The organism is Rhodanobacter sp. UC4452_H20 (assembly GCF_052978205.1).
This window is the reverse complement of sequence record NZ_CM129662.1, coordinates 2,073,975-2,087,684: the sequence shown is the minus strand read 5'-3', so window position 1 is coordinate 2,087,684 and position 13,710 is coordinate 2,073,975. Positions and strand designations below refer to the sequence as shown.

Sequence of the window (13,710 nt, the reverse complement as noted above, 5' to 3'; positions counted from 1 at the left end):
CGCCTACCTTACCCCTTGCGCCTGGCCACCGGTGTGAAGACGGTCGAATCCGGCGCCTGCGTTTCCCCGGGCTGCCAGTCGCCGCGGGCTCGCGAGGGGCGCTGCTTCAGCGCCGCAGCCACGCCAGCAGAGTCGTCGCCAGCAGGTCGAGGTCGATCGGCTTGGACAGGTAATCGCTGGCGCCCATCACCAGGCATTTCTCGCGGTCGCCCTGCATCGCCTTGGCCGTCAGCGCGATGATCGGCAAGGCGCCGTGGTGCGGCTGGGCGCGGAGCGCGCGGATCATTTCGTAGCCGTCCATGTCCGGCATCATGATGTCGATCAGCAGCAGTTCCGGCGCGGAATCCTCGGCCAGCATGCGCAGCGCCTTGGCGCCATCCTGCGCCAGGCTCACCTGCATGCCCCAGCCGCGCAGCACCTTGGACAGCGCGAACAGGTTGCGCATGTCGTCGTCCACCAGCAGCACGCGGTGGCCGGTGAGTTCGTTGCCGTGCGCCGGCGCGCGACTGCCCGCGGCGCGAGGCGCGGGTGCCGGTGGCCGCGACGCGGCCGCATCGTCCGTCGCGGCGGCCGGCGCGAGTGCCGGCGGTTGTTCCGGCAGCAACAGGGTGAAGCGGCTGCCGCGGCCCGGCTCGCTGCGCACGAGCAGGTCGCCGCCCAGCATCCGCGCCATCCGCCGCGAAATGGCCAGGCCCAGGCCGGTGCCGCCGAACTGCCGGCTGGTGCCGGCGTCCACCTGCTCGAAGGCGTTGAAGATGCGCTCGAGCTTGTCGGCGGGAATGCCGATGCCGCTGTCCTCGACGCTCAGTGCGAGCAGCGGTTGGCCGCGCAGCGGTTCGGGAATCCCGATCGCCTCGTCGGGACGACCGATGCGCAGCGTCACCGCGCCCGCGGCGGTGAACTTGAAGGCGTTGCCGAGCAGGTTGTTGGCGATCTGTTCGAGCCGCGCGCCATCGGTGCGCAGGATGACCGGCAGGTCCGGCGCGATCTCCAGCGCGAATCCCAGCGACTTCTGCGCGGCGACGTGGCCGAAGGTGCGCCGCAGCCGCTGCGCCAGCTCGGCCAGCGGCAACTCGTCGATCACCAGCTCCATCTTGCCGGCCTCGATCTTGGACAGGTCGAGGATGTCGTTGATTAGATGCAGCAGGCTGTTGCCGGCGTCGTGGATGACCCGCGCCGACTCGACCTGTTCCGCGTCCAGGTTGCCGCCGGCGTTGTCGGCCAGGTCGCGCGACAGGATCAGCAGGCTGTTCAGCGGCGTGCGCAGCTCGTGCGACATGTTGGCGAGGAACTCGGACTTGTACTGGCTGGCCCGCGCCAGCTCGGCGGCCTTGTCGGCGGTTTCCTGCTGCAGATCCTCCAGCACGTATTTCTGCCGGTTCAGGCTGGCGGTCGTCGCGCGCAGTTCCTCGTTGGACGCCTGCAGCGCGCCGGCCTGCAGGCGCAGTTCCTCCTTCGAAGCGATCAGCCGCCGGGATTGTTCCTCCAGTTCCACCGTCTTCGCCTGCAGCGCGTCGTTGTTGATGCGCAGCACCTCCTTCTGCTGGCGCATCACCAGCTCCGACACGCGCAGGTCGTCGGCCTGCTCCTGCGTGCGCAGCAGCAGGTCCTCCACGTTGATCGTGCGATTGAGGTTCTCCAGGCTCAGCGCCACCAGCGGCAGCAGCTCCTCCAGCATCTGTCGCGCCAGCGGCGTCAGCGGACCGGAGCTGGCCAGCTCCAGCACACCGATCAGGGTGTCGCGATAAAGCACCGGCAGGATCGCCAGGTGAGTGGAAGGCGCCTCGCCGTCGCCGGCGCCGAGGTACAGCTCGGCGGCCGTCACGTCGTCGCGCACGATCGCCTGGCGCTCGCTCGCGCATTGCCCGACCAGGCCCTCGCCAGGCAGGTATTGCTCGGCCACGCGGTGGTTCGGGCGCAACCCGCAGCTGCCGATCAGATCGAGCCGGCGGCGCGCGTCGTCGTACGAATAGAACAGGCCCACGTCGGCCTTGCACAGCGGCAGCAGGGCGCGGGTCAGCCACTGCGCGAACTCCTTGTGCGTGGTGGCCTGCAGCAGCAGGTGGGAGATCGCCGACACCTGCTCCTTGATCCAGCTCTGCGCCTGGGTGTCCATCGACATCTGCCTGAACACCTGCAGCGCGCGGGTGATCTCGCCGATCTCGTCGCGGCGATCGAGCCGGTGGATCTCGAAATCGTGGTCGTGGTTCGCCAGCCGGGTCAGCTGGCTGGTGAGGCTGCGTAGCGGGCGGGTGATCAGGCGCAGGGTCAGCACGATCACCGCCAGGCCGAGCACGATGGCGAGCAACGCCGCCACGACATTGACCGTGCGGGTGACCGCGATGGACTTGTCCAGGCGCCGGCTGCGGGTGGACAGCAGGCGTTCCTCGTCCAGCGTCATCTGCGCGATGACGCTCTTGACCTCCCGCATGCCGATGCTGCGCTGCTGCAGGTAGTCGGACTGGGCACGCAGCCGCGGCAGCGCCGCCTGCGCGGGATCGTTCGTCGGCGAGCCGGCCGGGGCGTCGAGGACCTTGCTGCGGAACTCGCGTTGCCACAGCGCCGTCATGGCTTCCACCTGGTCGATGCGCGACAGCTGCAGGCGGTTGTCCGGCACCAGCTCGCGCAGCCGGGCGAGGGCGGCCCGCAGTTCGCGGGTGGCGCTGTCGAACGCTTCGCGCTGCGCGGTGTCGCGGGTCAGCAGATAGCCGCGCGCGCCGACCTGGCCGGCCTGCACCGACTGCAGCACGTGATCGAGCTGCAGCAGCACCTTGTAGGTGTGGATCGCCCAGCCGCGCTCGACCTCCTGCTGCCGCAGCGAGCGCAGGCTGATCGCTGCGGACAGCAGGAACAAGCCCAGCAGCAGCCCGATGGCCAGCATGATCTTGTGTTGCAGCGGCCGGTCGGCCAGCCAGGTGTGCGGCGAGCGGGTCATGGGCATGCGTGAATCATCGCAGTTCGCCGCGGCGTCTGCCGCATGTCCGGAGTGAGCGCTGGCGCGCGGCGGTCACCGGCTCAGCGTCGACGCCAGATCGGCGGCACGATCGAGCCGTGCCGCCGCGCCACGTACAGCAGTCCGATCGCGCACGCCAGGCACAGGCCCAGTGCCACCACCGAGGCCTCGGCGCCGAACACGCCGCCGCTCAGCCAGTCCGGGCCGCTGCGGGTGGACACCAGCCAGCCTTCCGCCCGCGACCCCGACACCGGGATGCCGTAGATGGTGCCCTGGGCGAAGTTCCATGCCGCGTGCACGCCCATGCACACCGGCAGCGAGCGGGTCACGTGGTAAAGCAGGCCGAACAGCAGGCCCGCCTCGATGGCGATCGCCGCCGAGCTCCACAGCGTGGCGCCGGGGTTGGCGATATGCACCGCGCCGAACAGCAGGGCCGACACGGCCAGCGCCCACCATGTGCCCAGGCCTTCCTCGACGATGCGGAACAGCACGCCGCGGAACACGATCTCCTCGCCGATGCCGGCGCCCAGGCCCACCACCAGCAGCGCGCCCAGCCAGGGTGCATCCGCGCGGATGGCCTCCACGCGGTAGCTGCCGGCGAGCCACAAGGCCGCCACCACGGCGCTGAACAGGACCAGCCCGATCAGCACGCCAAGCAGGCCTTGCGGCAGCAGCGTGCGCGGCGCCAGCTCGATCAGCGGCCGGCGTTCGATCTGCTTCACCAGGATCAGGTACGCCGCCAGCGGCACCAGCGCGCGCGCGGCGAACTGCGCGAGGTCGCGCAGCACCGGCGTGTCCTTGCCCAGGCCCAGCGCGAAGAAGACGAACTGCACCGCAATCATGAAGCCCACCAGCCAGGCCACGAAGATCGCGATCCGCGCCGGCGGGGAAAACAGCAGCCAGCGCTGCCATCGTGGTGCCGCGACCGGTGTGGAAAACGCCAGTGTCTGTTGCTGCATGCAGCCTCCCCTCGTGCGAGCGCCCACGGTAGCGGCGCGCCGGCGTGCTGGCCAGTGGGCTGCTCAGGCTTCCACGGAGGCGGCGTGCTCGCGCGTGGCGGCGAAGCGCACCTGCGGCCAGCGCTCCTGCGCGAGCTGCAGGTTGACCTGGGTCGGCGCGATGTAGACCAACTCGCCTGCGCCGTCGATGGCCAGGTGCATCGCGTTCTTCTCGCGGAACTCTTCCATCTTCTTCTCGTCGTCGCAGTGCACCCAGCGCGCGGTGCTCACGCCGACCGGCTCGAAGCTGGCGTCGACGTTGTACTCGTCCTTCAGCCGGTAGGCGACGACTTCGAACTGCAGCACGCCGACCGCGCCGAGGATCAGGTCGTTCGACATCAGCGGACGGAAGAACTGGGTGGCGCCTTCCTCGGAGAGCTGCGCCAGGCCCTTGTGCAGCGCCTTCATCTTCAGCGGGTCGCGCAGCCGCGCGCGGCGGAACAGCTCCGGCGCGAAGTTCGGGATGCCGGTGAAGGTGACCAGCTCGCCCTCGGTGAAGGTGTCGCCGATGGTGATGGTGCCGTGGTTGTGCAGGCCGATCACGTCGCCCGGGTAGGCCGTCTCGACGATCTCGCGGTCGCTGGCCATGAAGGTCATCGCGTTGGCGATGCGCACCTCCTTGTTGGTGCGGGTCTGGATCATCTTCATGCCGGCCGTATAGGTGCCCGAGCACACGCGCATGAAGGCCACGCGGTCGCGGTGCGCCGGGTCCATGTTGGCCTGGATCTTGAACACGAAGCCGGAGAGCTTCTCCTCCTCCGGCTCGATCTCGCGCGAGGTGGTGGCGCGCGGTCGCGGCGACGGCGCATGCTCGACGAAGAAATCCAGCAGCAGCTGCACGCCGAAGTTGTTCACCGCCGAGCCGAAGAACACCGGCGTCTGCCGGCCGGCGAGGTACTCGTCGAGGTCGAACGAGGGCGCGGCGCCCTGCACCAGCTCCAGTTCCTCGCGCAGCTCGCGCATCGCCTCGGCACCGATCTTCTCTTCCAGCCCAGGCGCATCCAGGCCCCTGAAGATGGTCGAATCCTGCCGCGTGAAATTCTTGCCCTGCTCGAAGATGTGCACCTCGTCCAGCGCCAGGTGGTACACGCCCTTCAGCCGCTTGCCCATGCCGATCGGCCAGGTCAGCGGCGCGCAGGCGATGCCCAGCACCGACTCCACCTCGTCCAGCAGTTCGATCGGCGAGCGGCCTTCGCGGTCGAGCTTGTTGATGAAGGTCATGATCGGCGTGTCGCGCAGCCGGCACACTTCCATCAGCTTGATCGTGCGCTCCTCCACGCCCTTGGCGCAGTCGATCACCATCAGCGCCGAATCCACCGCGGTCAGCACGCGGTAGGTGTCCTCGGAGAAATCCGCGTGTCCCGGCGTATCGAGCAGGTTGACGATCTTGCCGTCGTACGGGAACTGCATCACCGACGAGGTCACCGAAATCCCGCGCTCCTTCTCCAGCGCCATCCAGTCCGAGGTGGCGCTGCGCGACGTCTTGCGACTCTTCACCGAGCCGGCCATCTGGATCGCGCCACCGAACAGCAGAAGTTTCTCGGTCAGCGTGGTCTTGCCCGCGTCAGGATGGCTGACGATGGCGAAGGTGCGGCGGCGGCGGGTTTCTTGGAGATGCGAGAGCATGGAGGCGGGTCGGCTGGAGCGCGAACCGGTAATTGTAGCGTGGATCGGGGGTGCGGCTCGGCTCCTTTGCAGCGGCAACCAGCCCGCGGCTCCATTGTAGGAGCCCGCTCGCGGGCGATGCTGTTGCCTTTTGGTCTGATGATGCAAAGCGAAGAGCTTTCGTGCGCCTGCGGCGCCCGAGTTACTTTCTCTTTGCGTGGCCAAAGAGAAAGTAACCAAAGAGAAAGGCCACCCCGCTTGGCGCTTGCCGCCCATCCATGGGCGGCAAGTCCGTGAGTCGGGGCCGGGCTTTTCGAGCGGGCTCCTGCCCGCGCGAAAAGGCGAGGCCGTCCATGGCCTCGCCCGCTACGCGGCCTGTCGACCCCGCCTCACCGCCGCACAGGGGCCCCGGGTAGAGCGGCGCGCCACCGCTGCGCGTTGGCGGAAGAGCCGAGCGGCAGAGCCCATGCTTTGAGCACCATTCGCCAGTGTGCGAGTGTTTCAGCTCGGTCAAAAGCAGCTGCTCAAAAGACACTGGCCCGAGTTTTTAGTCGAGATCCCGCTTAAATTACTAACTATCAGCTGACGCGCCGCGGTACTGGTGAAATAAGACCATCCAGAAGCAGAGCGCCGGAGCCAATCACCGTCTGCTTCTGCGTACTTTTGTCTGTAATAAGCAACTCCGGTTGCGCAAGCGGCAGAAGAGCTTGGATCACGTCAACGACCGGAAATTCGCGGCGAGTCACTAGTTCTCGACAAACCTGTCGGTGTGAAGGGATGGGTAGCGCCACATCCTTGGGCATCTGAGCATCTGCATGAACGAACTGCTGGACTATCCCCCACGCGCTGAAAAATACCTCCATAAATGACTGGTCGTAAGGGAGCGGGCAGACAATTAGATTTCGCTTTTCATCTTTTCTGATGCGATCTGATCCGCCTTGGCTCGCCGGGACAATGCCGACGCGCAAGCCGTTTGCAGCCTCTAACTGTGCTTGATTGATCTTGACGGTGGTTCCTACGTATCTATCACCGTCACTTGTGCCTAAAAAAGGTCTGCCTTCCAGAGTCCGTTGATACTCGTTGGGAGCGATAAACGAGTCGTTGGGCGGCGAAATGCGGCAGCAAGAGTGTTCAGATAACCCTTCAACTTCGGTGGCTGTGAGCGTTTGCCAGTGAGAAGACGTGAGTCATCAGTCAATAGTTCTTCGGCTGTAGCAATGAGCTGGCTAGCCCCCTTCTTCTCGGCCCCGAAAAGTATTGACTGGTAAGCAGTGCCGGGAACACGACATTGCTTCAAGGCGTCTTCGACACGCTGCAGGACGTCCGCATCTCTCCTCATTACGGCGTCGTGGACCGCGTATTCAAAGCAGATTCCGCAGTCTCCGTCACCGGCGCGATATAGTCGGGGAAGCAATTTCAGCTTAACGTCGTTGAGGCCGCCGACTTCTTCAGTCACATCTTCTTTAAGGCTATGGAGTAAGCCTTCTAAAATCGGGCGCACGACGGCGATTAGTGCAGAAACCTCGTTGGCAACTGCATTGCGTTGGGTTTCTGATCGAACAGTAATTGTGGACAATACCTTCTCCCTTATTGGTAGCTAACCTAGCTGTAGAAAAGTCGATCAGTAATCGTCCTGCTTAGGCTCTGAAAACAAGGTCGGCCAAACAAAGAGGTCAAGTTCATTTAAATCGTCGACCTCACGCGGCCTGAATCACGAACTCGCTGGCCGTGGCTACAGGCTGCACGTTGCGCAGCGTACGGCGCATCTCGACCAGGCCGTAGCGTTCCATCGTCTTGAGCGTTCGCGAAAGATTGCTGGGTGCGCGGCCGGTGAGTTCCGCGAGCTGGCTCAGTGACGCGGGCTTCTGTTCCCGGATGACACGCAGCAACGCGCGGTTGTCGTCGGACAACACTTCGGCCAGCGAGCGCATGGAGGTGAACCAGACCTTCGGCTCGCCGGGGCGTGGCCGATGATCGCCGCGTGCAACGGCCAGTGCGCGGGCGCGGATGGCTTGCTGGGAGGCGATGCCGATGACCAGCTTTTTCATGACTTCATTTCCTCAAGTACGCGGTCGACTTCGTTGAAGAAATCCTCTGGCAGTTGCTGTGAGAAACCCGGGTCAGAAACCCGGGTCAGGGTGAATTTTCGAGTGTTCGCTACGGTCGGGAGCCGACATTACGCCAGCTCTGCTATCTACCTCATTTCGCCAGCTGCGTCAGCACCCGATGCCAGAACTCCAGCCCCGCCTCGACCTCCGAAGCCGGCAGCCTTTCGTTGAGTCCATGCGCAAACGTGTCGTCGGGCTTGGTGAAGGCGGCATCGATGCCGTAGCTGGGGACGCCGGCGTTGCGGAAGTGCTTGCTGTCGGTGGCGCCGGCGGACATGCTCGGCACCACGTCCACGCCCGGGAAACGCTGGTGCACGGCGGCGGTGACGGCGGCGATCACGTCCGGGCGCAACGGCGAGGCGGAGTTGGCCACCGGCGTGGACGACTGCCGGGTCACGCTGGCGGACTTGTCGTCGATCACCTTGACCAGGGTGTCGCGCATGCTGTCGACCGAGGTGCCTGGGAAGATGCGGCAGTTGATGTTGACGCTGGCGCGCTGCGGCAGCGCGTTGAGCGCGTGGCCGCCGTTGAGCATGGTTGCCACGCAGGTGGTGCGGATCTGGCCGACGTAGGCGGGGTCGGCGGAGATGGTGGCCGCCGCGGCGGCATCGTCGGGATGGGCGGCGAAGCGGGTCATCGCCGCGCCCAATGGGCCGGGGATGTGGGCGCCGAGGGCACGCAGCGAGGCGAGCGTGATCTCGTTGCTTTCCGTCGGAAACTGGTGGGCGGCGACGCGGTCGATGATGCGCGCCAGCCGGTAGATCGCGTTGTCCGCGCCGGGTTCGCTGGAGTGCCCGCCGGGCGAGGTCAGGGCGATCTGGAAGTCCGCATAAGTCTTCTCGGCGGCCTGGATCTGGTACAGCAAGGGCTTGCCGGTCTCGGCGTCGAGGGTGCCGCCGCCGGCGTCGGCGTTGAGCAGGAATTCGGCGTCGTGATAGCGCCTGGCCAGTTCGCGGGTCGAGGCCATCGCGGTCTCTTCGTCGCCGGACAGCAGCAGGATCAGGTCGTGGCGCGGCTGGAAGCCTTCGCGCTTGAGCCGGATCAGCGTCTCGACCAGCACCACCACCGCGGTCTTCATGTCGGCGGTGCCGCGGCCGTAGAGGTAGCCGTTTTCCTCGATCAGGGTGAACGGGTCGCGGGTCCAGTCCTTGCGGTTCGCCGCCACCACGTCCATGTGCCCGGACAGCAGGATCGGCTTGCCTTCGCCGGTGCCGCGGTAGCGTGCGACCAGCGCGGCGGTTTCGCCCACCGGGATGATCTCGACGTCGCCGGCGGGGAAACCGGCGGCCTTGAGCTTGTCCGCCAGATACGCGGCCAGCACCGGCACCTGGTGCTGCCCTTCGACGGTGTGGATGCCGATGGCGTGTTTCAGCATGGCCATGGTTTCGGGCTGTGCCTCGGCGGCGCTGCCGGCATGGGCCATGCCGATGCCGGCGCAGAAAACCAGCGTGGCCGCGGCGGGTCCGAGTGCTCGTGGTCCCTTCATGCGAGATCCCCTGTCGACGTCATGAACGAAGCACCGAGTATGCGCGGCGGCCCGCGCGCGTGCATCTGCCGCCTGGGTGCCCGCGCCATCGTGCTAAGCTTGCCGCCGCGCGGCTGGTGCCATCGGCGGCGCATTACCCCTTGGGGAGTAGCCTGCCTCGCTGCGGCGAGGCGTCTTCGTCAACATGCTCGGCGTCCATCCGCCGTGGCGAAGACACCGATCCTGGTTGGCGAGACCAACGGCTCACGGCGCAACGAAGGTCGGGCGCGTCGTGGTGCCGTTGCGCCTGGCCCGACCGAATGGCTGCTCATGAACCCCGTCTCCATCCTGTTGCTTGGCTTTGCCATGTCCACCGATGCGTTTGCCGCGGCGATCGGCAAGGGCGCGGCGATGGCGCGCCCGCGGCTGTCCCAGGCGCTGCGTGCCGGCGCGATCTTCGGCGTGATCGAGGCGATCACACCGGTCGTCGGCTGGCTGCTGGGCAAGGGCGCTTCGCGCTACATCGAGGCCTGGGACCACTGGGCCGCGTTTGGCCTGCTGCTGGCACTGGGCCTGCACATGATCTGGAACGGGCTCAAGCCCGAGCCGGACGAGCCGGTCGATGAAGCGAAGCGGCACGGTTTCGTCGGGCTGGCCATCACCGGCCTGTCCACCAGCATCGACGCGCTGGCGGTGGGCGTGGGGCTGGCCTTCGTCGATACGCCGATCGCGGTGGTCGCGGTGGTGATCGGCCTGTGCACCTTCAGCATGGTCACGCTGGGCATCATGCTTGGTCGCGCGCTGGGCGAGGTGGTGGGCAAGCGCGCGGAGATGATCGGCGGTTTCATCCTGATCGGGGTGGGCGTGGTGATTTTGTACGAGCACCTGGCCGGGTGAGGCGACGCCCACCCCGCTGGCACGGTCGCGCCGAGCGGCTTACTTCGCCAGCTTCGTCAGCAGGCTGTGCCAGAAATCCAGCGCGGCCGGGACCTCGGAGGCCAGCAGTTTTTCGTTGAGGCCGTGGGCGAAGCTGTCGCCGGGTTTGCCGAAGTTGGGCGAGACGCCGTAGCTGGGCACGCCGGCGTTGCGGAAGTGCAGGCTGTCGGAGGCGCCGGCGGACATGCCGGGCACCACGTCCAGCCCCGGGAAGCGCTCGTGCACGGTGGCGGTGACGGCGGCCACGATGTCCTCGCGCAGCGGCGAAGCCGGGCTTTGCACGGGCGGCGGTTGTTGCACGGTGATCTTCACGCTGGGGTCGGCCACCACCTGGTGGAGCGTGGCCTCGACGGCGGCGACGCTGGTGCCGGGGAAGATGCGGCAGTTGATGTTGGCGCTGGCGCGTTGCGGCAAGGCGTTGAGTGCGTGGCCGCCGTCGAGCATGGTCGCCACGCAGGTGGTGCGCAGCTGGCCGACGTAGGCGGGGTCGGCCGAGATGACCGCCGCGGCCCGGGCGTCGTCGGGGTGGGCGCTGAACTGCAGCATGGCCTGCGCCAGCGGGCCGTGGCTGTGTTCGCCCACCGCCTTCAGCGAGGCCAGGGTGATCTCGTTGTGCTGCACCGGGAAGGCGTAGCCGGCGACGCGATCGAGCGCCTGGGCCAGCCGGTAGATCGCGTTGTCGGGCGTCGGTTCGCTGGAATGGCCGCCGGGCGAGGTGACGGTGAGCAGGAAGTCCGCATAGGTCTTCTCGGCGGCCTGGATTTCATAGTCCACCGGCTTCAGCTGGTCGTCGAAGGTGCCGCCGCCGGCATCCGCGTTGAGCAGGAACTCGGCGTCGTGGTAGCGCCTGGCCAGCTCGCGGGTGGAAGCCATCGCGGTCTCCTCGTCGCCGGAGAACACCAGGATCATCTCGTGGCCGGGCACGAAGCCCTCGCGCTTGAAGCGCATCATCGTGGCGACCAGGGTGACGAGGTTGGTCTTCATGTCGGAGGTGCCGCGGCCGTACAGGTAGCCGTTCTCCTCGATCAGCGTGAACGGGTCGCGGCTCCAGTCCTTCGGGTTGGCCGCCACCACGTCCATGTGCGCCGAGAGCAGGATCGGCTTGCCCTTGCCGCTGCCGCGGTAGTGCGCGACCAGCGCGGCGGTCTCGCCGACCGGGATGACCTCGATGTCCGACTTGGCGAAGCCGGCCGATTCCAGCTTGCCGGCGAGATAGCGCGCGAATGCCGGCACCTGGCCCTTGCCTTCCACCGTCTGCGCGGCGATGGCATGGCGCAGCATGGCCATGGTTTCGGGCATCAGCTGTGCGGTGGTTTCGGCGCCTGCGCTGGAAGGTTGCACAAGCGCCAACGCGAGGCCAACACAGGGCAACAAGTGGCGCATCGACATGGCGGCATTCCAGGCAGTGGCGTTGAACGCCGAGTATATCCGCCAGTGCACGCCCATCAGCCAGTGGCGGCAAGGATTTCAGCTGGGTGCGGATTCGTCGCCGCTGCCGTCCAGGAAACGGTAGCCTATGCCCGGCTCGGTCTTCAGCCAGCGTGGCGCGGCGGGATCATCGCCCAGCTTCTGGCGCAGGCGGCCCAGCACGATGCGCAGGTAATGCGTGTCCTGCACATGCGTCGCCCCCCACACCTCGCGCAGCAATTGCTGCTGGCTGATCACGCGGCCGGCATGGCGCAGCAGCAGGGAGAGCACGGCGTACTCCTTGCGGGTCAGCGCGATCTGTTTGCCATCGAGGCTGACTTCGCGACGGGCCAGGTCGATCGCCAGATGGCCGTCGTCATACCGCGGCGGCACGTCGGCCGCGCCGGTGGCGGGATGGTGGCGCAGCAGGGCACGCAGCCTGGCCATCAGTTCCTGCATGCCGAACGGCTTGGTCACGTAGTCGTTGGCGCCGTTGTCCAGCGCGCGCACCTTCTCGCTCTCGGCGCTGCGCACGGACAGCATCAGCACCGGCACCGAGCTCCATTGGCGCAATTCGGCCAGCACTTCATGGCCTTCGCGGTCGGGCAGGCCCAGGTCGAGGATGACCAGATCGGGCGATTGGGTAGCGGCCAGGGCCAGGCCTTCGGCAGCGTTGGCCGCCTGCAGTACCTGATAACCCCCGGCACGCAGGCCGATGTCGAGGAAGCGACGGATCTGCATCTCGTCGTCTATCACCAGCACGCGTGGCGCGGAAGTGTTCAAGCGCTGCTCTCCGGTGCGGGTGGCAGGGGCAGGGTGATGCGGATGGTGGTGCCGCCGCCAGCGGTGGCCAGCGCTTCCACGCTGCCGCCGTGCGCGCCGATCATGCCGCGACAGATCGACAGGCCCAACCCGGTGCCGTTGTTGCCGCGATCGCCACGCGAGACCGAATGGAACATGTCGAAGATGCGCGCCCGCTCATCCGGCGGAATGCCCGGCCCGTGATCGATCACCTCGATCTGCAGCTGTTCGCCGATCACCGCCGCCTCCAGGCGCACGGCCTCGTCGGGCGGCGAGAAGTGTGCGGCGTTTTCCAGCACGTTGAACAGCGCCTGCTCGATCAGCGCCGGGTGCACATAGAGCAGTACCGTCTCCTGCGGCAGCGCGGTCTGCACGGCGAGCGCCGGGAATAACCGGCGCAGCCTGTCGGTGGCGGTCACCAGCACTTCGGTCGCATCGACCCAGTCGCGATGCAGCTTGAGCGCGCCATGGCCGAGCCGGGTCATGTCCAGCAGGTTCTGGATGTAGCGGTCCAGCCGCTGGCCCTCATGCACGATCGACTGCAGCAGCTCCTGCCGTTCGTCCCGCGGCAGCTGCGTTTCGTACATGGCTAGGGTGTCGGCGGCACCGATCATCGAAGCCAGCGGCGAGCGCAGGTCGTGCGAGACGGAGGAGAGCAGGGCATTGCGCAGCCGCTCGGTTTCGCCCTGCACGCGGGCCTGCTCGAGCTCGTGCCCCAGGCGGGCGCGTTCCAGTGCCAGGGCGATGTCCTGGCCCATCGCGAGGGCCAGCTCGCGCCGCTCGGCATCGGGTTCGTCCGAACCCCGCGTGGCAAACACCACCGTGCCGTGGCCGTGGGCGCCGACGGTCAACGGAACCACCCACTCGCCGCCGGACTCACCGTTCCGATCGACGGCGGATGCTTGCTCGTCAGGGTTGATGTGGGCGGTTGCGCCGACCGCCTGCGTCAATGCGCGAGCGCCGACCTCGCGAATCGCCGCGGCACCGGCGGCGGTGGCCAGTTGCCTGCCCAGCTGCAACAGCGTGCGCGTGCGCTGCTGCGCGGTTCGCAGGGAGGCGATCTGGTCGGAGAGCCGGGTGGCCATGCGGCTGCAGACGAGCGCGACGATCAGGAACAGCACGATCGCCAGCACGTCGTCGCCGTTGGCGATGGCCAGCGTGTACCGCGGGCGGGTGAAGAAGAAGTTGTAGCCGAGGAAACACAATACGGCCGTATAGACGGCTACCGCCATGCGCTTGCGTACCGCGACGGCGAGCACGCCGGTCAGAAGGATCAGCGAGAGATTGGCGATCGACAGGTAGCGGTCGGCAACGAAAGTCAGCGCAAAAGCCGCCAGCGTGACCGCGGTGGCGAAAAGGTAGTCGGCCGCGGCCGCGGCCGCGTCGTGCGGGCGGCGTGGCGCCGGCTCATGCATGCGACGGGTGTTCCCGGCGATG

Annotated in this window: 11 protein-coding genes and 1 riboswitch; of the genes, 1 reads left to right on the top strand and 10 read right to left on the bottom strand. The window is 67.0% G+C overall.

The features are described 5' to 3' along the window. Nucleotides 1-106: 106 nt before the first annotated feature. From ACVCMC_RS09890 to ACVCMC_RS09860, 7 genes are all read right to left on the bottom strand, one after another. A complete protein-coding gene (locus ACVCMC_RS09890; protein ID WP_447097137.1) occupies nucleotides 107-2,941 on the bottom strand; it encodes a response regulator in 2,835 nt (944 codons plus the stop codon). Between the two features lie 74 nt (nucleotides 2,942-3,015). Next, on the bottom strand, nucleotides 3,016-3,912 hold the full coding sequence (locus ACVCMC_RS09885) for a CPBP family intramembrane glutamic endopeptidase (RefSeq protein ID WP_447097136.1): 897 nt from the start codon (nucleotides 3,910-3,912) through the stop codon (nucleotides 3,016-3,018). A gap of 63 nt (nucleotides 3,913-3,975) precedes the next feature. After that, on the bottom strand, nucleotides 3,976-5,577 hold the full coding sequence (locus ACVCMC_RS09880) for a peptide chain release factor 3 (RefSeq protein ID WP_447097135.1): 1,602 nt from the start codon (nucleotides 5,575-5,577) through the stop codon (nucleotides 3,976-3,978). Nucleotides 5,578-6,134: 557 nt separating this feature from the next. Beyond that, entirely contained in the window at nucleotides 6,135-6,524 is a 390-nt protein-coding gene (locus ACVCMC_RS09875) for a hypothetical protein (RefSeq protein WP_447097134.1), read from the bottom strand. A 74-nt stretch (nucleotides 6,525-6,598) separates the two neighbouring features. Then, the gene (locus ACVCMC_RS09870) at nucleotides 6,599-7,132 is read right to left on the bottom strand and encodes a hypothetical protein (protein ID WP_447097133.1); all 534 of its coding nucleotides are present in this window, start codon (nucleotides 7,130-7,132) and stop codon (nucleotides 6,599-6,601) included. A 121-nt stretch (nucleotides 7,133-7,253) separates the two neighbouring features. Next, nucleotides 7,254-7,604 (bottom strand): HVO_A0114 family putative DNA-binding protein, encoded by a 351-nt coding sequence (locus ACVCMC_RS09865; RefSeq protein ID WP_447097132.1) that lies wholly within the window; start codon nucleotides 7,602-7,604, stop codon nucleotides 7,254-7,256. A gap of 151 nt (nucleotides 7,605-7,755) precedes the next feature. Beyond that, complete coding sequence (locus ACVCMC_RS09860; RefSeq protein ID WP_447097131.1) at nucleotides 7,756-9,150, bottom strand: M20/M25/M40 family metallo-hydrolase; 1,395 nt, start codon at nucleotides 9,148-9,150, stop codon at nucleotides 7,756-7,758. A 136-nt stretch (nucleotides 9,151-9,286) separates the two neighbouring features. After that, a riboswitch (yybP-ykoY riboswitch) is annotated at nucleotides 9,287-9,426 on the top strand. Nucleotides 9,427-9,459: 33 nt separating this feature from the next. Between ACVCMC_RS09860 and ACVCMC_RS09855 the strand changes: the two genes are divergently transcribed. Further along, entirely contained in the window at nucleotides 9,460-10,026 is a 567-nt protein-coding gene (locus tag ACVCMC_RS09855; RefSeq protein ID WP_395116598.1) for a manganese efflux pump MntP, read from the top strand. Nucleotides 10,027-10,065: 39 nt separating this feature from the next. On the opposite strand, the gene ACVCMC_RS09850 is transcribed toward ACVCMC_RS09855, so the two are convergent. The 3 genes from ACVCMC_RS09850 to ACVCMC_RS09840 all read right to left on the bottom strand — a co-directional run bounded on the left by ACVCMC_RS09850 (nucleotide 10,066) and on the right by ACVCMC_RS09840 (nucleotide 13,688). Continuing rightward, on the bottom strand, nucleotides 10,066-11,448 hold the full coding sequence (locus tag ACVCMC_RS09850) for a M20/M25/M40 family metallo-hydrolase (protein WP_447099483.1): 1,383 nt from the start codon (nucleotides 11,446-11,448) through the stop codon (nucleotides 10,066-10,068). An 84-nt stretch (nucleotides 11,449-11,532) separates the two neighbouring features. Then, nucleotides 11,533-12,255, bottom strand: a complete 723-nt coding sequence (locus tag ACVCMC_RS09845) for a response regulator (protein WP_447097130.1) — start codon at nucleotides 12,253-12,255, stop codon at nucleotides 11,533-11,535. Next, entirely contained in the window at nucleotides 12,252-13,688 is a 1,437-nt protein-coding gene (locus ACVCMC_RS09840; RefSeq protein ID WP_447097129.1) for a sensor histidine kinase, read from the bottom strand. The genes ACVCMC_RS09845 and ACVCMC_RS09840 overlap by 4 nt, the downstream gene beginning before the upstream one ends. Between the last annotated feature and the right edge of the window lie 22 nt (nucleotides 13,689-13,710).

Coding starts and splice junctions, on each gene's coding strand:
- ACVCMC_RS09890 (WP_447097137.1), bottom strand. CDS start 2,941: ATGCCCATGACCCGCTCGCCGCACACCTGGCTGGCCGACCGGCCGCTG.
- ACVCMC_RS09885 (WP_447097136.1), bottom strand. CDS start 3,912: ATGCAGCAACAGACACTGGCGTTTTCCACACCGGTCGCGGCACCACGA.
- ACVCMC_RS09880 (WP_447097135.1), bottom strand. CDS start 5,577: ATGCTCTCGCATCTCCAAGAAACCCGCCGCCGCCGCACCTTCGCCATC.
- ACVCMC_RS09865 (WP_447097132.1), bottom strand. CDS start 7,604: ATGAAAAAGCTGGTCATCGGCATCGCCTCCCAGCAAGCCATCCGCGCC.
- ACVCMC_RS09860 (WP_447097131.1), bottom strand. CDS start 9,150: ATGAAGGGACCACGAGCACTCGGACCCGCCGCGGCCACGCTGGTTTTC.
- ACVCMC_RS09855 (WP_395116598.1), top strand. CDS start 9,460: ATGAACCCCGTCTCCATCCTGTTGCTTGGCTTTGCCATGTCCACCGAT.
- ACVCMC_RS09850 (WP_447099483.1), bottom strand. CDS start 11,448: ATGCGCCACTTGTTGCCCTGTGTTGGCCTCGCGTTGGCGCTTGTGCAA.
- ACVCMC_RS09840 (WP_447097129.1), bottom strand. CDS start 13,688: ATGCATGAGCCGGCGCCACGCCGCCCGCACGACGCGGCCGCGGCCGCG.